At 62.3% G+C, this 22,236-nt stretch carries 15 protein-coding genes; 3 read left to right on the forward strand and 12 right to left on the reverse strand.

Annotation, left to right across the window (positions count from 1 at the left end; translation table 11 throughout):
* Positions 1 to 62: 62 nt before the first annotated feature.
* Complete coding sequence (locus DN745_RS18510) at positions 63 to 1,028, forward strand: N-acetylmuramoyl-L-alanine amidase family protein (RefSeq protein ID WP_111337271.1); 966 nt, start codon at positions 63 to 65, stop codon at positions 1,026 to 1,028.
* A 90-nt stretch (positions 1,029 to 1,118) separates the two neighbouring features.
* On the opposite strand, the gene DN745_RS18515 is transcribed toward DN745_RS18510, so the two are convergent.
* From DN745_RS18515 to DN745_RS18570, 12 genes are all read right to left on the reverse strand, one after another.
* Positions 1,119 to 3,218 (reverse strand): BspA family leucine-rich repeat surface protein, encoded by a 2,100-nt coding sequence (locus DN745_RS18515; RefSeq protein ID WP_111337273.1) that lies wholly within the window; start codon positions 3,216 to 3,218, stop codon positions 1,119 to 1,121.
* A gap of 138 nt (positions 3,219 to 3,356) precedes the next feature.
* The gene (locus DN745_RS18520) at positions 3,357 to 4,736 is read right to left on the reverse strand and encodes a di-heme oxidoreductase family protein (RefSeq protein ID WP_111337275.1); all 1,380 of its coding nucleotides are present in this window, start codon (positions 4,734 to 4,736) and stop codon (positions 3,357 to 3,359) included.
* 85 nt (positions 4,737 to 4,821) lie between these two features.
* Entirely contained in the window at positions 4,822 to 5,913 is a 1,092-nt protein-coding gene (locus tag DN745_RS18525) for an imelysin family protein (protein WP_162687784.1), read from the reverse strand.
* A gap of 113 nt (positions 5,914 to 6,026) precedes the next feature.
* Positions 6,027 to 7,409, reverse strand: a complete 1,383-nt coding sequence (locus tag DN745_RS18530; protein WP_204355042.1) for a hypothetical protein — start codon at positions 7,407 to 7,409, stop codon at positions 6,027 to 6,029.
* A gap of 220 nt (positions 7,410 to 7,629) precedes the next feature.
* On the reverse strand, positions 7,630 to 8,607 hold the full coding sequence (gene egtD, locus DN745_RS18535; RefSeq protein WP_111337279.1) for an L-histidine N(alpha)-methyltransferase: 978 nt from the start codon (positions 8,605 to 8,607) through the stop codon (positions 7,630 to 7,632).
* A 22-nt stretch (positions 8,608 to 8,629) separates the two neighbouring features.
* Complete coding sequence (gene egtB / locus DN745_RS18540; RefSeq protein WP_111337281.1) at positions 8,630 to 9,799, reverse strand: ergothioneine biosynthesis protein EgtB; 1,170 nt, start codon at positions 9,797 to 9,799, stop codon at positions 8,630 to 8,632.
* Positions 9,800 to 9,994: 195 nt separating this feature from the next.
* A complete protein-coding gene (locus DN745_RS18545) occupies positions 9,995 to 12,109 on the reverse strand; it encodes a hypothetical protein (protein WP_111337283.1) in 2,115 nt (704 codons plus the stop codon).
* A 162-nt stretch (positions 12,110 to 12,271) separates the two neighbouring features.
* On the reverse strand, positions 12,272 to 12,679 hold the full coding sequence (gene msrB / locus DN745_RS18550) for a peptide-methionine (R)-S-oxide reductase MsrB (protein ID WP_204355043.1): 408 nt from the start codon (positions 12,677 to 12,679) through the stop codon (positions 12,272 to 12,274).
* Positions 12,660 to 14,546, reverse strand: coding sequence for an ArnT family glycosyltransferase (locus DN745_RS18555; RefSeq protein WP_111337286.1), 1,887 nt, complete (start codon positions 14,544 to 14,546; stop codon positions 12,660 to 12,662). The genes msrB and DN745_RS18555 overlap by 20 nt, the downstream gene beginning before the upstream one ends.
* Before the next feature lie 74 nt (positions 14,547 to 14,620).
* Positions 14,621 to 16,180, reverse strand: a complete 1,560-nt coding sequence (locus DN745_RS18560) for a hypothetical protein (protein WP_111337290.1) — start codon at positions 16,178 to 16,180, stop codon at positions 14,621 to 14,623.
* 171 nt (positions 16,181 to 16,351) lie between these two features.
* The gene (locus DN745_RS18565; protein WP_111337292.1) at positions 16,352 to 17,704 is read right to left on the reverse strand and encodes a hypothetical protein; all 1,353 of its coding nucleotides are present in this window, start codon (positions 17,702 to 17,704) and stop codon (positions 16,352 to 16,354) included.
* Between the two features lie 130 nt (positions 17,705 to 17,834).
* Positions 17,835 to 19,073 (reverse strand): hypothetical protein, encoded by a 1,239-nt coding sequence (locus DN745_RS18570; RefSeq protein WP_133621955.1) that lies wholly within the window; start codon positions 19,071 to 19,073, stop codon positions 17,835 to 17,837.
* Between the two features lie 501 nt (positions 19,074 to 19,574).
* On the opposite strand from DN745_RS18570, the gene DN745_RS18575 reads away from it, so the two are divergent.
* Both DN745_RS18575 and DN745_RS18580 read left to right on the forward strand, forming a co-directional pair.
* Positions 19,575 to 20,084 carry a DUF3015 family protein gene (locus DN745_RS18575; RefSeq protein WP_111337298.1) on the forward strand — a complete coding sequence of 170 codons (510 nt, stop codon included), beginning with the start codon at positions 19,575 to 19,577 and terminating at the stop codon, positions 20,082 to 20,084.
* Positions 20,085 to 20,226: 142 nt separating this feature from the next.
* Positions 20,227 to 22,227 carry an Lnb N-terminal periplasmic domain-containing protein gene (locus tag DN745_RS18580; RefSeq protein WP_111337302.1) on the forward strand — a complete coding sequence of 667 codons (2,001 nt, stop codon included), beginning with the start codon at positions 20,227 to 20,229 and terminating at the stop codon, positions 22,225 to 22,227.
* Positions 22,228 to 22,236: the final 9 nt, after the last annotated feature.

Here is a 22,236-nt window from a genome sequence, read left to right on the forward strand (position 1 = left end):
GCCAAGGATGGTAGCCCGGAGTGACCTGGTGAGATGCCAGAATAACGCGATTACGGGTCGTCATGCGCATTTTCGACAAAGCTATCCTTGGTTCGTTTGCCATCGCGCTTCTGGCGATGGGCACACCCACCACGGCCGATGCCTTTCCGCCGGCGAGCGTGACGGGCATCGACCTGCCCACCGTACTCACGCTCGATGACCAGGCGAGGCGCTTCGCCTATCTCATCGCTCAGGAGGCGGCCGAGCAGTCGCAGGATAAACAGGCCGCCGACGCGGTCGCCACGAGCCGAAAATCCCTCAAAAAATTACGCACCATTGTTCTCGACCCCGGCCACGGCGGCGAGAACCTCGGCGCGCTCGGCGTGGTCCAGATTCAGGAGAAATACCTGACCCTGGAGCTGGCCTATCGCCTGCGAAAAGAACTCCAGCAGAAATACCCGGACGCCCGCGTTATCCTGACCCGTTATTGGGACCAGAGCCTGAGCCTGAGCGACCGCGTCCACTTCGCCAATCGCATGGGCGCGGACATCTTCTTGTCGCTGCATTATAACGCCGCCCCGCATCAGCACGCCATTGGGTTTGAGACCTATTTTTTGGCCGCCGACGAGGTGACTCCCGGTAAGCAGGAGAAGAAGGGCAAGCCGATCGCCACCAGTCAGAACGTGGTCAGTGGCATGGAGCAGCGCGGTCTTGGCGTCGAGGAGGGCGTATATAACGACGCGCTGCTCACGCTCAAGCGCGACCTGGCCCGCGAGAACCAGAACCGCGAGAGCGGTCTGCTCGCCGAGACGATTCAGCAGAACCTGGTCAAGCGCATCGACTCCACCGACCGCGGCGTGAAGCAGGCGAATTTCGGCGTGCTTCGCGGGGCGCTGATGCCGGCGGTGGTCGTCGAGTCTGGCTTTCTGACCCACCCGGTCGAGGGCGAGAAGGTGGCGGGCGAGAAGCACCGCGAAAATACCGTAAGCGCCCTGGTCAGCGCGATCGAGGACTTCGACCAACGCCTGGCCGAGCGCGCCGCGAAATAAAATTTATAAAAATAAATCAAAAAAAGCCCCCGCTGTTTTCGAACGGTGGGGGCTTTTCTCTTTGGAGTCAGGACGTCGCGACCTGACATATTATTGTGGACCTCCGTCCTCAATCATCCAATTATTGGGCGGGTTCGTCAGAGCGTCGCGCGCGCTCGCGGCGGCGGCAGAATAGGTCGAGTTACCCGCGCCAAATTCAACGCTCGGCGCCACTGGCTGAGCCGACCAGCCAAACAGCAGGGCATCGTAATTCGCAGTGGAAATGGCTATTTCGGAGAACATCCGCCGCATATAGGTCATGGCGCTGAGATCCCATCCGCCGAGGTCTTGGTCGAATTGAGAAGCGCGAGCAAGCATATACTCCGTGGTGCTCACCGAAGAGGTGTCCCAGGCGCCGATATCCTGGTTGAACGCAAGGGCGTCGATAAACATATACGACATATTGGTGACCGAAGATGTGTCCCAAGCGCTGATATCCTGGTTAAACGCCGGCGCATTGCCGAACGCATAGCGCATATTGGTGACCGAGGAGGTGTCCCAGGCGCCGATATCTTGGTTAAACAGCAGGGCGCTATTAAAAATGGCCAACATATTGGTGACCGAGGAGACATCCCACTCTCCGATGTCCTGGTTGAAGGAGGTATCTTGAAATAGATAGGACATATCGGTGACCGCCGAGACGTCCCAGTCGCCAATCGGCTGGTCGAAGGACTCAGCCCTGGTAAATAGATAGGACATATCGGTGACCGAGGATGTATCCCACGCGCCGATATTTTGGTTGAAGTCGATGGCCTCCAAGAACATAGAGGACATATTGGTGACCGAGGAGACGTCCCACCCTCCGATGTCCTGGTTGAAGCGACGTGCTTCGGCGAACATATAGGACATATCGGTCACCGCCGATGTATCCCAACCGCTCAGGTCCCGATTGTAATTAAGGTGCTTCTCGAACATATGGGACATATCTGTGACGGCCGAGACATCCCACCCGCTGATGTCCTGGTCGAAAGCGTACGGGGACGCTGAGGCGTCATAGGTATAGGTAAACATGCCCGACATATTGGTGACCGAGGAGGTGTCCCAGGCGCCGATATCTTGGTTAAAATCCATCGCATTTCTGAATAGATAGGACATGTCTTGAACCGACGAGGTGTTCCACGCGCCGATATCCTGGTTAAAGTCTTGAGCAGCGTCGAATAGATGCGACATATCCCGAACCGAGGAGGTGTCCCAGGCGCTGATATCCCCGTTAAACTTGTAGGCGCTCTCAAATAGATAGGACATATCGGTGATTGCTGAGACGTCCCACTGGGCGACGGATGGGATATCACTGAGCGCGTCGCAATTTGCGAACATCGCCCGCAAGCTCGTGGTCTCGTCCAGGTTGGGCACATCGGTCGCGGTGATGGTGAGGTGCTGAGCGCCCTTGAAATACCCGCCATCTTCCCCGTCGGCGTAGAGCGCGGAGCTGCCGAGGTGGAGGTTGCCCCATTGCGTGATTTCGAGCAGCTTTGGGGCGTCGTTTTCCGGCTCTTGCTGCGCCTCGAAGGACCACCCTTGCAGCCGGCCCTCGATGCTCACCGTATACTCGCCGGGTTGATCGTAGCGATGCGTCGCCTCCGGCTGGTCTCCCCGCGTGATAATATCGCGCGTGTCGTCGCCCCAGTCGACCCGGATTCGGTAGTTTCCCTGATCAACCAGCGGTAGATGGATGGTGTTGCTGTCGGTTCCGCCCTCGAGCGTGGTGCTCCAGACCGTCTCGAACGGGTTTGGGATGCACTGGCCTTGCTCGCATTGTCCGGACTCGCAATCCTGGTCAACACCGCACGATTGCCCGCCCCAGCAGCTCTCACAATTCGAGCCGCCACAATCGACGTCGCCTTCATCGCCATTTTTAAGCCCATCGTCGCAGGTGATCACCTCGACGCAGGCCCCGTCTTCGCAGACCTCATTGGGCGAGCACTCGACGTTGGCGCAGGGGGAGATATCTGGCGAGATGTCTGAGGTGTCCGTGGTGTCGAACGTGGCGTCCGGAGGCTCCGCATCCGCATGGGCGTCTTGGCCTGCGTCGACCGTCGTGGCGTCCTGGCCTGCGTCGGCGGCCTCGGAGCCCGGGGCGTCATCGCTGCATGCCCCCATGGTGCTCAGCAGACCCAAGACCAAAAAATAATACCCATATTGTTTCATCATCTATTCTTCCCTATATGCGAAGATTCGCTTGACCTCTATAGCACCTAGCTATCGCCAATCGCCGGCGGCGATGCGACCTAGGCGTGCTCCGCTCCCGCGCTTGGACGGCTCTGAGTGATTTATATTCAATAGAAGCACTCAAAGCGAGCGCAAAAACGCGACCAACGCATCGCGTTGCGCGGCGCTCAGCTCCGCACGAAACGCCTCACGCGACCGCTCCGCCTCGCCGCCGTGCCAGAGGATGGCCTCCTCCAGGGTGCGCGCGCGGCCGTCGTGCAAGTACCCTGCGCCCGAGGCGACCGTCTGGGTGAGCCCGATGCCCCACAGCGGGGCGGTGCGCCACTCGCGCCCGTCGGCCTCGAAGTCCGGGCGCCCATCGGCCAGGCCCTCGCCCATATCGTGCAAGAGCAGGTCGGTATAGGGGTGGAAGACCTGGTTTGCGACCACCGCGACCTCGTGCGGGCCGCTCTTGAGGGTCGGGGTATGACAGTCGGCGCAGCCGATCTGCGCAAAGACGCGCTCGCCGCGTTGAACCTGCGGGTTACTGATGTCGCGGCGGGCGGGAACGCCGAGCGAGACCGAGTAGAATTCGGCCGCCCGAAGGACGGTTGCGTCGATATCCGAGCTGCCGTCGGCCTCGGGGAAGAGCGGGTTGCTCACGCCCATATCATCGAAATACGCGCCGGCGCTCTGCTGCAGGATATTGGGCTGGTTGGCCTTGTGGCCAAAGCGCCCAAGGGTGGATGCCTGGTCGACGACATTCCACACCAGGTTGGTGCGCCCGGAGATGCCGTCGCCGTCGGCGTCGTCCGGGTCGGCGGCGTCGAGCAAGGCCGCGTCGGGCACCGCCTCCAGCAGCCCGAGTCCGAAGATGGGCGGCGGTTGGCGAAGCGACGTCATCGCCTCGGCAGGCAGCGCCTCACCGCCGGCCAGCTCGATGTCGAGCACCGGGCGGCGCAGGCTAAAGGGCGTGCCGTCGGCGTAGGCGCCGGGCTCTTCGACCCAGCTCAACTCGATGCTCGCCTCGGGCTCGACCCCAAAGATCGCGTGGTCGCCCAATTGAGTCCCCACGCCCGCCAGCGGCACCGCGCCGCCCGGGACCTGCGGGTCGCCAAATTCCGCCGGCAGGCTCACGCGCACCAGCATCTGTGAGCGCAACCCCTCGTGCCCGATGACCGGCATCCCGCGGCCGTTGCGGATATGGCAACCGTTGCAGGAATTGTTGTTGAATTGCGGTCCCAGCCCGGCGTTGACGGTCGCGGGCGCGGTGACAAAGCGGGCCTCAAACGCAACATCGCCCTCATTATGGAGGGCGAGTTGGGCGTCGGTGAGCCCCGGCGCGGGCAGTTGGTAGGCGAAGGTGGTCTGCTCGAAGACGGTCGTCTGGCCGCCGGAGAGCGCGCGGTCCGAGAGGTCGAGGTCAGTGCCCTCGGTTTGATCGGCGCAGCCGGCGAGCGCGAGGCCGACGAATAGACCCGCGACATAGAGGCGAGCTGGCGTGGGATATCTCTTATTCATGGCGATCTCTGTGCGAGTCAACGCGGGGCAATTGGGGCGAGCGCCTATTCGCTGCGCGGTCGCAGCGAATAGGCGCTCGCTGGGATTAGAGCAGCTCCAAGACGTCCGTTTGGAATGTCGCCTCGAGGGTCGCGATGGCGTCGATCGCGGCCTGGATCTTCGCGCGCACCTGGGCGTCGTCGCTGAGCACGGCGTCGCGGAAGGGCGGCGGAATCTCGCCGAGCGCGGCGATCGCCGCCTCGATCTCGGCCTCAACGCGCGCGTTGAGCTCGGCGTCCTGAGCGGCGACGTATTGGTTCAGACCTTTGCCGGAGGTGCCCGCCTCGGGGACGCGTCCCATATAGCTATTCTGCACGCTCTTGAGGTTGTCGGTGAAGTCCTGCAGGGAGTTGAAGCTGAATTGGCTCTCGACCAGGGTGGTGTCGCGGGCCTCGAAGGGGCCGCCGATCTTGCCTTCGCCGACTTCCTGGAGGATGCCGACGATGCCGGCGACGATCTGCTGGGCCGCGGCCGACTGCGACGGGAATTTGTCGTTGCCCGGCTCGCCTGCGGTCACGAACACGTCGCGGTAGGCCTGGTTGCCGTCGACGCCGACGGTCCAGCTTTTGGCGAGCAGACCGGTGATGCGCACCATCTCGGCGGTGGTGGCTTTGAGGTACTCAAGCTCGCGCGGGGTGAGGTCTTCGGCGACTTTGTCGTTGGCCTCGCCGAAGAGCAAATACTCGATGGTGTGGAAGCCCTTGAGGTTCTCGCCGAGCGATTTGACATAGGGCTGGTCGAGGGTGGCCTCGCCGGCGAGCACGCCGTCGAGGTCGGTCTTATTCAGCGGCCAGGAGTCCATCGCCGGGTCATACCCGTTGGTGTCGACCGGGCCAAAGAGCATGCCTTCGCTCTGCTCCCAGGGCAGGCGCATATCGACCCATGCCTTCTTCGCGGCGGTCAGGTTCGCGTCGGTGGGCGCCGCGGCGAGCGCGTCGACCGCCACCTGCATTTCGCCGGCGCGGGTGTCGAGCAGCTCATAGGTCGGCACGACCACCTCGTCGGCGTAGTCGAGGATGATCTGGCTGTCGGCGAAGCCGGTGCTCTGCACGGCGTCGTTCGTGTCGTCGCCGCAGGCGCTCGCGAAGGTGAAGGTGAGCAGAATGATGAGAAATGTCAGTAGGTTACGGGTCTTCATTATACAGCTCCGAAGCAATAACTTCTTCATACGAAGAAGTGGATAGTGAAATCAGTCATGGGCGTGCCCCGTTGGGCCCGCGAGAACTGAAGGGTGAAAAACAACTCAATAATTTAGAAGACGAAGCCTAGCCCCATGCGCACGGTATTCTCGCTGGCGATGGCGTCGGTGCCGTGGCGGCGATGGGTCCAGTCGAGCTTGGCGGTGATGGTGTCGTGCAGCGCGTAGCCGACGCCCCCGGAGACCAGCTGGGTCTCAAAACGCGGGTTGTCGAAGCTGGTGTCGGGCGGGTTGAGCATGGTGTCGTAATACTCAACGCGCACGAAGGGTTCGACGCGGTGGTGGGGCTGAAGCGAGGTGAAGTGGGCGATGTCCACGCCCAACTCACCCCAGGCGGCCAGGGCCTGCTCGGCGACCTCGCTGCGCAATACGCCCAGCTTATTGGAGAGCACGCGGTTTTTGCTCGAGATGAGCTCCGCGTTGTTAAGGTGCCCCCAGATAACCGCGGCCCGCGCGCGCACCGGCGCAAGGTCCACCGCAGCGTGGGCGTCGATGATGAGCAGCGGGGCGCTGATATAGCCGCAGGGGGCGACGTCGCGCTTGTTGGTGATGCTCGGGTCCGCGCATTGTTTGGCGAGGTCGGCCGACGGGCGGTTTCGCGTGGTGTTGCCGTAATAGGCGGAGGCGCCGACGAGCACGCCTTCGAGGGGGCGCGCGTCGGCGCGAAGCACGCCGGCCAGGTCGCTCGCGCGGATAAATTCGAAGCGGGTCTGCTGCCCGGAGGCGACCCAGCGCTGCGAGCTAAACCCGGTCGAGTCCAGGCCGTTAACGACCTGCGCGGTCAGCTCGAAGATTCCGAGGTTTGCGCGGAACTCGGCGCCCATTTCGCTCCACACCGCGGGCAGCAGGGTCGACTCGGACTCGGGGCGCGCGGAGCCCAGATATTGCGTGGGCTTGTGATAATCTGGGAGCAATCCGACCGCGACATAGAGGCGGCCGGCGCGCAGGCGATATTTGCCGCCGCCAAAGCCTTTGCCCAGGTATAATTCCTCGAGGAGCACCTCGCCGCCCTTGCCGATCTCGGTGTCGAATTCGCCGAACTCCTCGTATTCGATCTCCATCGCGGTGCCGGTTCCGCCGTGCTCAAATTCGACCTCGGCGCCGAACTCGATCTCGTAGGGGAACTCGCCCTCGAGCTCGATCACGAAGCGGGTCTGGTCGAAGACCAGGCGCGAATCGCTGCGTGACCCGCCCTCGCGGGTGGGGTCCGGGCCGTGGTCGAGCCAGGAAAATTGCAGCTCGCCGTAGCCTGACATCTCGAATTCCCACAGCGACTCATCAGACTTGTGTGCCTGCTCATGCGCCTCTTCCAGCGGCGACACCGCCGGGGCGGGTGTATCGGCAGAGATGGGCGGAGCCGGTGATTGGGCCAGGGCCGTCGCCGGGAGAAGTAGAAGCGCCGAGGCGAGAATGGACTGGGTATTAATAAAATTCACTTGCGAAGACTCATTCGAATTGGCTCGATATTGATAATCGTTTTCAATTGCGTTTTTCTGCCGCGGCCCGAATAACTTGTTTTTTTTCGCAGCGCAAGCTCTTTTTTTTAGGGCGGCTGGTATTTTGGGTGCCCAAAAAACAAGCGCCCCGCCGAGCATTTCTGCTGGGCGAGGCGACGGGGAGAAGAAGATGTGAGGGAATGGCTTTGGTTGCGAGGTGTTAAATCACGAGCGAGTTTCGGAAGATATAGTTTCGGTAATCGCTATTCGCGTCGCTGAATACCTCGGTGACGACCAGCCCGGCCTGCTGGGCCAGCTGGCGAATCGAGGGGTCATCGAATTTCTGAGAGTTCTCGGTGTGGATGCTCTCCCAGGGTTGGAAGCAGGCCTTGAAGTCGAGGGCTTCGATATAGACTTGTTGGGCGATCTTGCTCACCAGGTAGCTCTTGATGACGCTCTCTTCGGGCTGGTAAACCGGCCAATAGACGAAGGTGTCGGGGTCGAAGTGCGCGCCGAGTTCGCGGTTCATTCGGCGCAGCAGATTTTTGTTAAATGCCTCGGTGACGCCGGCCTTGTCGCGGTAGGCGTCCAGTATTCTCTGGGGGTGTTTTTTCTGGTCGAAGCCGACGAGGAGGCGGTCGTCGCGCCCCATGCTCGCGCGAATCTGCTGCAAAAAGGAAACCGCGGCGTCCAGGGTGAAGTTGCCGATATTGGAGCCCAGAAAGAGGATGAGCTTTTTGCGCTCTCGGTAGTCTGCGAGTTTTGTGAGCACCTGGGCGTAGGTGCCGATATGGGGCTCAACGCGCAGGTCGGGCAGCGTTTGCTTGAGGCTGTCGCAGAGTTGCTGGACTGCGTTCTCGCTGATGTCGACTGGGCAATATTTGAAGTCGACCTGGCGCGCGTGCAGGTGGCGGAGCAGGACCTTCGTTTTTTTGCCGTCTCCGGCCCCAAATTCCACGAGATCAAAGCCGCCGCCGGCGCTGAATAATTCGGCCATCTTGCGTTTATTCGCCTCGATGATGTCGAACTCGCGCGCGCAAAGATAATACTCCGAGAGCGCCATGATTTTCTGAAAGAGGGCGTCGCCCTGGGCGTCATAAAAGTATTTTGAATTCAGGTGTTTAGGGTTGGCGTTGAGGCCGGCAAAGACGTCTGCCTCGAAGTCATTGTTGAACGAGCGTCGGCGTGCATTTTTCATGGCGTATTGTCTTCGGGGTGGACTAGTTTGCGAGACGAATTCCGGTGAATTGCCAGCGCATCGGTGGATGAAAATAGTTTCGATACGTTGGGCGCTGGTGGGTGGCGGGGGTGGCGACGGAGGCCCCGCGCAGGACCTTCTGGTTGACCATAAATTTGGCGTTATATTCGCCCAGCGCGCCCGGGGCTTTTTGGAAGCCGGGATAGGGCGTGTAGGCGCTCTCGGTCCACTCCCAGCGAGCGCCCCAGTCCAGCTTGGCCTGAGCGGCTTCCCACTCGAATTCGGTGGGAAGGCGCATGCCCTTCCACCGAGCAAACGCCGCCGCCTCATAAAAAGAGATATGGCTTAAGGGGGCGTCGAGTTGGAGTTTTTGCAGACCCCCCAGGGTATATTGGAACCATTGGCCGTCGATCTGCTGCCAATAAAGCGGCGCGTCGATCTCATTTTGTGTGCGCCACTGCCATCCCTCGGCGTGCCATAGCAGGCTGTCGGCGTAGCCGCCGTCTTGGATGAACGCGAGGTAGTCCTGGTTTTGGACCAGTTGCGTCGAGATCGTGAAGTCTTCCAAGAATACGCGGTGGCGCGCGCGCTCATTGTCGTAGCAAAAGCGCTCGGGATCAGCGTGGCCGATCTCGTAGATTCCTGCGGGCACCTCTACCCATTTGGGCCCCTGTGAGGGAGGGGCTGGATTCTCGCCGAGGCTCTCCGTGTAGTAGGGGACGAGGGGATTGTGTCCGAGGATATATTTGATATCCGTCCACAAGAGTTCCTGATGTTGCTGCTCGTGGTGAACGCCGACCTCGAGGATGCTCTTTTGAGCCGGCGACAATCCCGACCAGTCCTCCAGGAGCCCCAGGGTCGCCTCGGTGACCGCGGCGCGGTATGCCAGGACGCGCGCGACGGTTGGGCGCGACAGATTGCCGCGCTCCCGGCGCGGCACACGCTCGCCGACGCTCTCGTAATAGCTATTGAAGATGAAGCCAAAGCGCGGGTCGAAGACCGTATATCCCGGGCATTTTTTGAGCACTAATTCTTCGAAGAACCAGCTCGTATGCCCGAGGTGCCACTTCGGCGGGGAGACGTGCTCGACCGGCTGCACGCCGAAATCTTCGGTCTGAAGGTGGGCGCAGATTTCTTCGCTTCGACGACGCGTTTCGGCAAATATCTTGCGAAACTCTCGGGCAGTCATCATGGTTCGATGCCGTCTTTGAATGAGCGGTGAGACTACTTGGTGATTGGTAGCAAAATTAGGAGCGACAGCGGAAAAGAAAAGCAAATAGTCGGGGGCGTCAACTTCAACACGTCAAAAAGCCACCGCCTCGCCGAGCATTGCTGCTGGCGAGGCGGTGGCTTTTTTGGGCGGCCTCTTAGCGGCCAGAGGCGATGATCAGTTGCCGGTCGGCGAGCACATCGAGACGGTCTCGCTGCCGCCGTTGCCGACGTCGACGCGCACGGCCGGGCTGCAGCTCAGTCCGGTTCCGCTGCCGCAGTCAGCGTCGCTGTCGCACAGGGCGGAGCAGACAAACGCCTGGTCGCCGCACTGCTTTGCGCCGCCGCTGGCCGGGACCTCGCAGACCTGGCCGGGGTCGCAATCCGACGCGCTCGAGCAGGTGATATTGCCGACGAAGACCGTGTTGGTCAGGCAGAGGTTGCTCTTGCACAGGCTGCTGTCGCCGCCGGTGCCCGCGGCGTTGGCGCAGCTGTCGCCAAGCTCGCCGGGGGCGGCTGCGTCGCGGCGGAAGCAGGTCTGGTCGACCTCATTTTGGCGCCGGTCGATATTGATGCCGCAGCCGTGCTCGATCATCTGGGTTCCGTCGTGGAAGTCCAGGCTGCTGCAGTCGTCATCGTTGACGCAGCCGCGCATGCAATGGCCCATTTGCGTGGTGCCGTTGAGCAAAAAGGAGGTGCAGACCTGGCCGGCGCCGCATTGGCTGTCGTTGTCGCAATACACCGAGCAATCATCGCTCAATCCGGTCAAGCAGATGGTCGAGCGGCAGTCATCGTGCGAGGTGCAGTTGCCGCCGAGCCCCTGCGGGGCGCTCGCGTCGCGCAGGCCACAGAAGGCTTCGCGCTCGTCGGCGTTGGTGGCGCCGGTGCGCAGCTCGTTGCACATTTGGGCGCTGTCGGAGCAGATGCCGTCCTGGTCGCAACGCTCGTCGACCAGGGTTTCGCACATATCGAAGGTCCCCGACAGGCCGTCTTTGCTGACGCTATTGGCGCGGCAAAGCTGGTCGGCGCCGCATTGATTGCGGTTGGTGCAAGGGTCGCTGCAGGTGTCGTTGAGGCAGACCAGGCTTGCGCATTCGCTGTCGGCGCTACACGCCGTGCCGACGCCTTTTCCGTTGGCCGGGATGCAGGCGGTTTCGAGCGCGGTGTCGGCGGCGTTCGAGATCACCGCGCAGCGCAGACCGCTGGCGCAATCGTCGTTGGAAGAGCAGGCGTTGGGGTCTTTGGGCACGCAGATCTGCATCGAGTTGCTGCCGCCCGAGCCGTCGGCGACGTCGGCGGTCGCGCAGTGGTAGCCGGGGCTTGCGCAGTCGCTATCGCTGGTGCAGGCCGGGGTGCAGACTTCGCGGAAGCGCCCGTCGAAGCACAGGTTCTCGGCGCAGCCGCTGTCGTCGGTGCACAGGTCGCCCAGCGAGCCGCCGCCGGTGTTTTGCGGGCCGCAGAAGGAGTCGCCGGTTTCGCGGTCGTTCAGGCAGACTTCGCCGACGCGGCATTCGGCGTTTCGCTCACAGGCGCGCGGCGGGGCGCAGAGTTGGCCGGAGGCGGTTTGCCCGCCGTCGAGCTCCACGCGGGTGAGCTCACAGGCGAAGTTGTCGCCGGCGCGGCAATCGCCGGTGGAGGCGCACGGGCCCGAGCAGACGTCGCTTAAGCAGAGGTTTTGGGCGCAATCGGCGTCGCCGGCGCAGGTGTCGCCGATCTCGGCGCCGCCGGCGTTGGGCGTGCGGCACTCAAAGACCAGGTCGGTCGCGCTCTTGACCGCCACGCAGCGCTCAGGCGAGGCGCAATCGGCGTCGGAGCTGCACTGCTCGGGCGGGCGAGGCACGCAGATATTGATGGTCTCGCCGTTGATCTCGGTCGGGTCGCAGATGAAGCTGCCATCGTCGGAGCAGTCAATGGGGCGCTGGCAGGGCTGGGCGCATTGGTCGTCGACGCACAGGTTCGACGCGCACTCGGCGTCCGCGCTGCACGCGTCTCCGAGGTCTCCGCCGCTGCCGGCGTCCTGGCAGGTCATCTCGATGGGCGACGCGGAGCGGTCCACCTTGCAGATCTGGCCGTTCGCGCAGTCTTCGTTGGCCAGGCAGGTGGTCGAGGACGTGGTGTCGTCCCCGGTCGAGTCCTCGCCAGTGGTGTCTTCAGAGGTCGTGTCCGAGCCGCTGTCCGAGATCGCGTCGTTATTATTCGCGATGATATCTTTGAGTCCTGCATCATCGCCGGCGCAGGCTGCAAGCAGCCCAAAGACCACGACAATTAGGAAGAATCTGCTTAAATTTCGCATTATTAGCTCCAATCAATTTTGTTGGTCCCTGATAGTCCGACGCAGCGACGCCGTCGTCTATTCAATTTCTAATCATAACGCAGTGCGTTATAGATTGGAAATCGACGCAACTCAATCAACTTACGCGATTTTTGTCATCAAATGCGCGTCTGGAGCGATCTTTTATTCTTCGGCGTCGCCTTCCTCGAAGGTCATCGCCACGGAGTTGATGCAATAGCGAAGCCCGGTGGGTGGGGGGCCGTCGTTGAAGACGTGGCCGAGGTGGGAGTCGCAATTGGCGCAGCGAATCTCGGTGCGCCGCCGGCCGAAGCTCAGGTCCTCGACCTCGTCGAGCCCGTCCGGGTCGTGCGGGGCGCTGAAGCTAGGCCAGCCGCAGCCGGAATGGAATTTCGCGCCGGACTCGAAGATCGGCGCATTGCACGCCGCGCAGCGGTACACGCCGGTCGCCTCGGTGTCGCAATACTCGCCGGTGAAGGGGCGCTCGGTGCCGGCTTCGCGCAGGATGTTGAATTGCTCGGGGGTGAGCTTTTCGCGCCAATAGGATTCGGGTTTATTTTTCAGGTCGCTCAATCTTTTCTCCGTTTTTTTTCAGGGGTTTGCTGGCCTTCTTCTTCGGGCGCTCATAGACGGTGACCAGCGGGACGCCGTCGATATCGACCACGTGCGAAGGCGTGCGGGTGCCGTAGGCAGTCCACAACTTCTCACGCTCCCAGGTAAACGCGCGTTGGTGGTGATATATGCCGATCTGGCTGGCATTTATCGAAGTCGGGCGCAGATCTTTGCGGGCGATGCCGTCTTTTTTATACATATTCCACGCCCAACTGGTGGTGTTGTGGGTCCAGACGCGCCCGTTTTTGGGCGCGTGCTCGTTGACCCAGGGCAGGCTCTGGCGCGAGGCGTAGCCCCAATATTGGCGCATCATGCCGGCGTCGGCGGCGCCGCGGTACGAGCCGATAAGCTCGTTATAATAACTGGTGCCGAAGGGGTGGTTATACCAGGTGGCGTAGGCCGCCGGGCCAAGCACCGCCAGCGAGAGGACCACGGCCAGCAGCGCGCGCGTGGCGGGTCGCGGGGGCGGAGTGTCTGCGTCGGCGTCAGGCGTTTCGCCGCGCTCGTTGAGCGCCCGAAGCGCCATCTCAACGGCCATCGAGACCCCGGCGCCCACCAGGATCGACAAGAAGACCATCGAGGCGATCCAATGCTTGGTGCCGCCAAAGACCGGCGTGCTCGGCATGCTGATAAGCGCGATGGGGAAGATGAAGTTGATGGCGATGAGCAGGCCGGTGGCGCGCGGGTCAAAGCCCGCCTCGGGCGCGCGGGTGGCCGGGAGTTTTCGCTCGCGCAGCGCCGCGATCCACTGGCGCGCCCAGTCCACGAAGCGCCATTGGCGCATCGCCGCCCACACCCCAAACCCGAAGGTTAGGAGCAGCGTCGCCGGCACGGTCACCAGCGTCATCACCCAGGGGAACCCGATCGGGAAGGGCGGGTCGTCGAGGCGCTCGGCGAAATACCACACGAAATAATGCACGTGTTTGAGGTGGAAGTTCAGGTACCACTCCACCCGCGGCCAGGTGTCATACCAGTGGTAGGGCCACAGCACGTGGAAGAGGATCGGCCCGAGGATCGCCATGGCGACCAGGCCCCAGGGGATCGGCGGGAGGCGGAATTTTCCCAGGGTCCATTGCCCGGCGACCGCGGCCTCTTCGCCGCCCTCGCCGGCGTCGCCTTCGCCCGACTCTTTCACGCGCCCAAAGCCTCGCCAATAGAGCAAAAACCAATGCCCACACAGCACGATCGGCAAAAAGAAGGCGTTGAGCTTGGCCGACAGCGCCAGCCCAAATAAGACGCCCGTGACCCACGCCCACCGCTTGCTCTCAAGGCTTCGCCAATAGGCGTAGACGACCATCACCCACAGCGCGGCGATCGGCACGTCGAAGCAGGTCAGGTGCGCGTTGAAGAAGAAGCGCGGCTGGAAGATCAGCGCGCCGACCGCCACCACCCCGGCCAGCCGGCCGAAGCATTGGCGCCCAAAGGCGTAGGCGCACAGGAGCGCCATCGAGCCGAAGGCCGCCCCCGGCAGGCGCAGCGCGTCGGACTCGCTCAGCCACCCGAGCTTGTCGAAGAAGAGCTTGTGGCTCAGCGCGAAGAGCGTCTTCACCAGCACCGGATGCTCGGGGTTATAATTCCAATGCTTGTCGATATTCTCTTTGCTAAAACTCTCGGCCAGGCTGCTGGGGAAATCGGGATTCCACAGGTTTTTCCACAGGTCTTCGAACCAGCCGATATACTCGGCGGCGGCGTGGAAATAGAAGCTCTCATCTCGGGTATAACCGATCTCGAGCGTCGCCATGAACAGCCAGAAGGTGCCCAGCAGCACGGCGGCGCCGATGAGGGCATCCCAGCGGTCGAGTTCTTGGGGTTTCCAATGCGTTTTCATAGGCGTCGAGCTGCGCCGCGGAGCTTTCGTCGAGCGGCAATCGTGCGGCGGTTAGGTGGAGCGTGCGACTCGCCTCACCACATCGCGGCGAGGCGTACACGAACGAGGCTTTGAGGGTCGGCCAGGTCGCCTTCTTGGTCGGCGAAGGCCTCGCCGGGGAAGAAGATACCGTATTCGCCCTTGATTTCTAGCGTCAGCGGGTCGACCGGGCTGAAGCGATAGCGCGCGGCGGCGTCCAATTCAACGCCAAGATCATCGGAGGCCGGCGCGACGCCGTTGATGCCCACCAGATCGCCGCCGTTGGCGAAGCTGGCGTAGGGGTCCGAGATGGGCTGGGCGGCCTGGGCCCACAGCAGGCTCGCGGCGGCCATGAATCCGTCTTCGCCGCCGTAGCTCAGGCGCGGGCTGAGGTAATAGGCGTTCTCGACGCCGCCGTCGCTGATGAGCCCGTCGATGCCCTTGGGCGCGTAGCCGCTGCGCTCGGGGTCGAAGATCCCGTCGACGCTCGCCCGACTGACCGCCGGCATATAATGGTCGAAGAGCACCATGCCGACCTGATAATTCGGGTCGAAGCGGAATCGATAGAGCGTGTCGTCGTCGCTATTGGCGTCGCCGGAGGCGTAGCCTGCGTGAAGTTGCACGCCGAGGTCCAGGGGTTTGTAGAGCGCCTCGAGCTCGGCGGCCGCCCCCAGCGCCATGACCCCGATCGGGTCGGCGTTAGGCGCCCAGGTGCGGCTGGTCTCGCCGTGCATCAGCGCGACCTCGGCGGCGGCGCGAAAGCGAAAATCCTCGCCCGCCGAGAAGACGTGGTCGGCGTAGGCATCAAAGACCCAGACCTGCAGGAAGTCGCCGCTGCGGTCGTCCTGGTCGCGGTAGGCCGCGTAGACTCCGCCCTGGGTATCTTCGTCGCGGTAGAAGAGCGCGCTCATGCCCTGTACCGCGCGGTCGCCGGCGATAAAGTCGGCGTTCTCATCGCGCCAGACAAGGTCTGCGCCGAGGACCCAATAGATATTTTCGGCCACGCTGCTGTCGAGCAGGGGGCGCAGCGGGGCGGTGGCGAAGACGGCGCGCACCACGCGGTCGCCGCCGAATCGCTGGTTGAAGATGTCTTCGTTTTGCAGGGAGCCGGAGTTCGCGACGAGCCCGAGGCCCCATTGGCTGGTCTGCAGGCCGGCGCGCAATTCGCCGACTTCGGTGCGCCACCGGGCGTAAAATTCGCGCGGGTCGACGACCTGTCCGCGGCCGAAGGGGTCGCGGTTGGCCTGGGTCTCGGTGTCGGCGCGATTCGGCACGCGCGGGCCCCAATCGCCGGCGAGTTGGCCGGAGAGAAGATCGGCCTCGACGTGCATCCCGAAGGTCTTGTTGCCCAGGTCCAGGCGCCCGCGCATCAGTTGGCGCAGCGCCAGTTGCTCGTCGGTATTATCGGGGTAGCCGGAGGCGTCCAGGCGATCGCCCCATATCTGATAGGTCAATCGGGCGGGCTTTGGCTTGTCTGCTTGGTGTGCCGCGGCGTTCGCTGCGGTAGCTGAGTCGACCGCCTCGCTGGAGTCGGCCGGCGATTGCGCGTGGGCGAGCGCGGGCCAGAGCGACAGCGCGGCGAATAATGCGAGGGCGGGACGGCGGATGATACTCATCGATTTACGACCGCAGCGAGGATAATGTGGAATTCAAAGCACACAAAATTATCATGCCTTGGTGTAGCGCGCGCAGGGCGCAGAGACAAGATCAACCCCCCAAAAAGAAAGAGGCACGCCGGGCGGTTTTCGCCCGGCGTGCCTCGTCGGCGACGCGCGGCTCAGGCGTGCTTAGAAGTCATAGCCGAGCAACACATGGCCGACGTGGAAGTTGTCGTTGGTGCTGACCGACTCGCCGCGAAGTTGGGCCAGACGCGGGGACTCGAAGGAGCCCTGGTAATATTTGAATTGATAGCCAAGGGATGCGCGAACCGGCCCAAAGGCCGTGACGTCGACGCGCAGGGCGACGTCGCCGCCGAAGGACACGCTCGAGTCGCCCATTTTCCCGTCGGAGACGTCGGCGTTGAGGATCGGCAACGCCGCGGCGTTGAGGTGCATCTCGGCGAGCTCGCCGAATTGGTAGATGACGCCCAGGCCGGCGCGCAGGTTGAAATAATCGTTGCCCGAGTAGATCGCGTTGGGCTCGATGCTCACGCCCATATACTCCAGGCCCACGCCGCCCTTGACGATGAAGTCGGAGCTCAGACCTTTCATATAATAGACGTCCAGGCGCAGGTCGGTGAAGGAGCTGGACTTTTCTTCGGGGCCGTTGGGGCCGGCGAAGACGGTGGTGAAGGGGGCGTAGGCGGCGAAGGCAGAGGCGCCGACGGCGCTGGTCTCGGCGTCGAAGAGGGCCAGGACCGCGTCGAACTGCACGCCCACGCCGACGAAGGGGCTGGAGTGGCTGACGTCGTAATTGGCGTCGGTCTCCAGGGCGAAGTTGCGCGCGCCGAAGATCGCGCCGACCTGCGGGTTGAGGCCGCGGGTCAGGTTTGCGTGCTTGGCGCGGTGCTCGGCGATGACGCGGGCTTTGATGGTGTCGTCTTCATTGGGCTCATCGAGGCCGACCAGGCCGACGTCGGGGCTCGCGGCTTCGAGCTTGGCTTGCTCCTCGCGATACTCACGGATGCGGGGGACCAGCGCTTTGAACGCTTTTTTAAGGGCGGTGACGCTCTCGTTCTGAGTGGGCACGGAGCCGCCGATGCGCTGGCGAATATCGGCGAGTTGCTCGCCGGCCGGGCCGATGACGACCAGTTGCATGGTGCGCCCGCCGCCGAAGACGTCGAGGGCGATGACCGTCTCGGCGTTGGCGCCAGCGAGCATGCGCGAGAACGCGCCGACGGCTTCCTGGCGCTTGTCGCCGCTGCGGAAGGTCTCCAACTTCACGCCGTGTTTGGTGCCGGCGGAGAGCAAATCGTCGGGGTCGATGAGGTCGAGATCTTTGCTTAAATGAAGAACCTCTTTGACCGAATTATAGACGCCCATGCCGTCGGAGGGGTCGGTGTTGAGGAATACGAGACGGATCGGCGCTTCATCCTGGGCGTGGGCGCTCGGGGCGAGCGCCGTGAGGCCGATGAATAGAATGAAGAGGACGCTAAATGAGTGACAAATTAGAGACGGTGCCGTCTTTGGTAGCTTAAACATTTAAGGACTCGCGTACATAAAAATATAGGGGCCGTATCACCCGGTAATTCTTGCCACGCGAGCCCAAATGGGGCAAGGGCGCGTGGTCGTGGTCGTGGGGGCGGGAGCGCCGGTGGCGAAATTGAGGGGCTTAGCTGGCCGATAGCGCCCATTGCAGCTCGTCGCGCAGGGTGTCGACTTCTTGGTTGAGCACGCGCTGGTCGGCGGCGCCCAGGACCACGCCGTGCATGCCGATAAAGGTGAGGTCGAGCTCATAGACATCGGCGCCCTCGGGGAGTTGGCGCAGTTGCACGTCGAGCTCCACCGGCTCCTGCTGGATGGTGGAGCGGCCCATCAGATATAAAAAGAGATAGACAAAAAGGGGCAGCACCAGCACGAAGAGCGGGATCAGCGCGAGGATAAAGGTCACGCTGCCGCGCTCGAAGCGCAGGCGCTGCTGGTTGACCTGGACGGGCTGGTAGCCCAGGGAGGTGAAGAGGCGCTCGACGTGGGCGCGCAAGGCCTCTTCGGAGGGGACCCCGTAGACCTTGAGCTGGCGCATAAAGATGGTCTTTGAGGGGTCCGAGTAGGTGTCGAGGTTGGTCTCCACGCGGGCCGGGAAGTGCTCGGGCGCGCGGGTGCTGACCAGCTGGCCGCCGTCGGAGTCGGCCTTGACCAATTGGCGCCCGACCATGACCGGCGCGTCGTCGTGGACGCTGGCGTGGCGGTCCAACACGGCGACCACGCCGGAGCGCTCAAGGGCGCTGAGGGAGCCGTCCTCGCTGGATTGGCGGGCCTGAATATGGGCGCGCAGCGACGAAGGCATCTGGCTGCGGTAGGCGCCGCGGGCGGCGACAGAGGCGCGTCGGGTATGCGCAGAGAAGTCAATGCCGCCGTCGGTGGGGGCGCTGGGCGGGCGTGATTGGGCGGCATCGGCCGCCGCGAATGCCTGGCGGTCCGGCGGGCGATAGGGCTCCACGCCATCTTCGCCGGAGTCTTCGGCGCTGACAAACCCGTCGGTGGGCATCGGCGGGGCGGCGGGAAGTTGGGGTTGAGCCGCCAGGATCAGCCCGTCATGGTCGGTGGCGTTTTGGGCGGCTTCGCGCTGTCCAGATTCGTCGTCGCTGCCGCCGAATTCGCGCTTCCAAACCGGCTCGGGCAGCGCGGTGTCGGGGTCGATGCCGGGGATAAAATACTCAAGGCGCCCGTCGTCGGTGATGTCCATCTCAAGCAGACCGGCCTGGGCGGCTTGCTCCAGATAGGCGGTGACAACCTCATGGGGCAATCCCAGGGTATACGCCACAAAAGATGGCTGAAAACGCTTGAGCCCATCCTCATAGGCGAGCTTGAGCAGATTCCATTCGAATTCCTCATAGGTCATTGTGGTCACGCGCGCTGCAAATTTAGGGAGGTTCCTTACGGGCACTTACACAAGACAAACATGCGGCAGCTACCGTTCCATTCCTGAAGAAGTCGCATCCCAGGACACACCCCTTAATAGTAGATCCACGCGCACTTCGAATCAACGTCCCTTATTGGACGAGGTGAGGTGGTCGGGGCGAGGAGGGGGCGAAAGCTCATAATTTTCTTGTAGCCAAAGTTAGCGGTGTTTAGGTTTCGAGACAGTTCAGAATTGTAGGCCTCGGGTGTGCCCGCGGCGGACTTGTTTTGCGTGGGTCGAGTTCTTCGGCTCGCTGGAGTCTGCGCATTCGCCGGACATTTTTGTGGGGACGGGAGACGACGTTATCGCCGGGACTTGCCCGGGGTTTAGGCGTTCGAAGCGGTTGAGTTTTAACGCATTTTTGGAGCTTCTGGCTGCGGGGTGCGCGCTGTTTTTTTTCTGGAGTGCGACGCGTTGTATTCACTTGTTTTCATCGAAGGAGCAAAGCTTATGAAATACGTAAAAATGATGATTGCTATTGGGGTGGTTTTCTTCGGCGTGTCGGTCTTTGGCGCGACGTCTGCTCAGGCGCAGAGCTACGGCACCGCCGGCTGCGGGCTGGGCTCGATGCTCTTTGGCGAGGACGAGGGGATGATCCAGATCTTCGCGGCGACGACCAACGGGCTCTTTGCCACGCAGACCTTCGGCATCACCTCGGGCACCTCGAATTGTGTCGACCGCGGCGTCATCAGCCAAAATAGTGAGCAGGAGGCGTTCTTCGAGATGAATTACGACGCGCTGCGCCAGGATATGGCCGCCGGTCAGGGCGAGCATCTTTTGGCGATGGGCTCGCTTCTGGGGTGCTCGGCCGAGGTGCAGAGCGAGCTGGGGAGCTTCTCACAGGCTCATTATGAGCAGATCTTCCCCAGCGACCATACCACCGCGAACCAGGCGCTCTATAGCTATAAGATGCAGCTCAGCCAGCAGGAGGGCTTCGCGCAGGCTTGCGCGCGCCTTTAAAAGACATGCTGCCCGATGAATCTTGCTGATTTTTTGTCGATAAATCGAATACTCGCCGCCTGACTGGGCGGCGAGTTTCGGTGTTTGTGCTTCTGCTCGATATCTCGCGCGATCATCGAAAATCACTCCCTGTGGTGACCTCATGACGCACTATCTGGGTTGTATCGCCGCGATTTTGCTGGTTATTAGCCTCCCGTTCTCCGCCGGTGCGCAGGCCCCTGAGAGCGAGCGGCTCGACGGGCCGCGCGCGAGTTATCTGCGCCATCTTCAGCTGGACGCCGACCGCCTCGAGCTCGACCAGCGCCGTCAGTGGCGAACGCTGATGCATTATCAGTCCCGGTATTTCGGCGGGGTAAAGAGTCATTTCGACTCGCCGAGCTTCTTCCTCAGCGAAGACGGCAAGGTCGACGCGCGTGCTGAGCTGCAGGCCACGCTCGCCGCGTTCTTTGAGCCGGCGCGCGCGGTGCCCCCGGGCGAGAGGTATGACCCGAAGAACGAACATCCCCAATGTCGATTTCGCGCACGTTATCAATGGCTTAAGGAAGTTCTGGCGTTCGACGCTGAGCGACTCCCCGAGCAAGACTGTCCTGATTATAAGGAGTGGTCGAAGACCCTTGGGGCAGAGTCGGCCACGCTTATCTTTGCGGCATCTTATATCAATAACCCCGCCTCGATGTTTGGGCATACGATGCTGCGCCTGGACCGCCGGCCCGACGCCGGCAGCATCCTGACCTCCTATGTGGTGAGCTTCGCCGCCGAACCCTGGACGACCAACCCCTTTATCTACAGCGTCCTTGGCTTGAGCGGAGGGTTCGACGCCCAATTCTCGGTGCTCCCCTTTTATGTGAAGACCCACGAATATTCGTCGATGGAGAACCGTGACCTTTGGGAATATCACCTCAATTTTGAGCCCGAGGAGTTCGAGCGCCTGATCGCACATATCTGGGAGGTTCAGGGCAATACGATTGACTATTATTATCTCGATGAGAATTGCTCCTTTCATCTGCTGACGCTTCTGGAGGTCGCGAAGCCGTCGTTGAGGTTGAGCGATAACTTTCCAGGAGCGGTGATTCCGACCGATACCCTGCGCCAGGTTTTGGACGCGAGCGGACTGAGCGACCGGCGCAATTTTCGCCCCGCGCAGCGCCGACAGATGCTCGCTCGCCGCGCGGCGCTGACTGTCGAAGAGGTGAAGCTCGCCGGGCAACTCGGCCAGGCGGCCAAGGGGAAGGCCGAGGTCTTAGCGGCGCTCCAGGACGCGCCGCCAGCGCGCCAGGTCGAGGTCCTCGACGCCGCGATTGCGCTGTGGAGCTTTAATTATGGCAGCGACGAACAGGCCGATAAATCTTGGAAATACAAGCTCTTAGCCGCTCGTGGTGGTCTGAAGACGACCTCTTCGGAGGTTGAAATCGTCGCGCCGACGCCTCCCGAGGTGGGGCATAAGACGGCGCGCGTGAGCGTCGCGGGGGGCATCGCGGGCGCTCAGGACGGCTTTTTGGAGTTGGGCGTTCGGCCGGCCTTGCACGACCTGTTGACCTCCGATGTGGGCTATTCGCCGCTGGCGCAGATCGAGTTTTTGGATCTTCGGCTGCGCGTCGAGAATTTCGACACCGGCATCGCCGACACCGATATCATTCTGCAGCATTTTGATTTGCTGGAGATCATTTCGCTCTCGCCGTTGGACGCCTGGATCAAGAAGTGGTCCTGGGGCGTCAAGACGGGCTTTGATCGCACGTACCGGGCGCAATGCCCCGACTATGGTTGTTTGGTCTACGATCTGGCGGTGGGCTTTGGCGGGACGCTCGAATTTGGGCCGCTGGCGCTCTATTCGTTGCTCGATGGCGAGGTCGCGCTGGGGTCAACGTTTGAGAATAATGTGAGGCTTTCGGCGGGGCCGCGAGTGGGTGGGTTGCTCGCGCTGGGGTCGCTCGCGCGGGTGCACCTTGAAGGGCGCTATCGCTACCCATTTTTGGGGGAGGAGCGATGGATGAATCCGATTCCCTGGCAGGGCACCGCGCAGCCGCCCTGGTCGGCGAGGGTGACGGTATCTTTTCAGATAAGCCGAAATTTTGAGGCTCGGCTCAACGCCGTGGAGGGGCGGCGTCGAGCCGAGGCCGGCGCGTCTTTTCATGTCTATTGGTAGAGATAAAAG

The organism is Bradymonas sediminis, assembly GCF_003258315.1.
In the GTDB taxonomy this organism is placed as follows: Bacteria; Myxococcota_A; Bradymonadia; order Bradymonadales; family Bradymonadaceae; genus Bradymonas; species Bradymonas sediminis.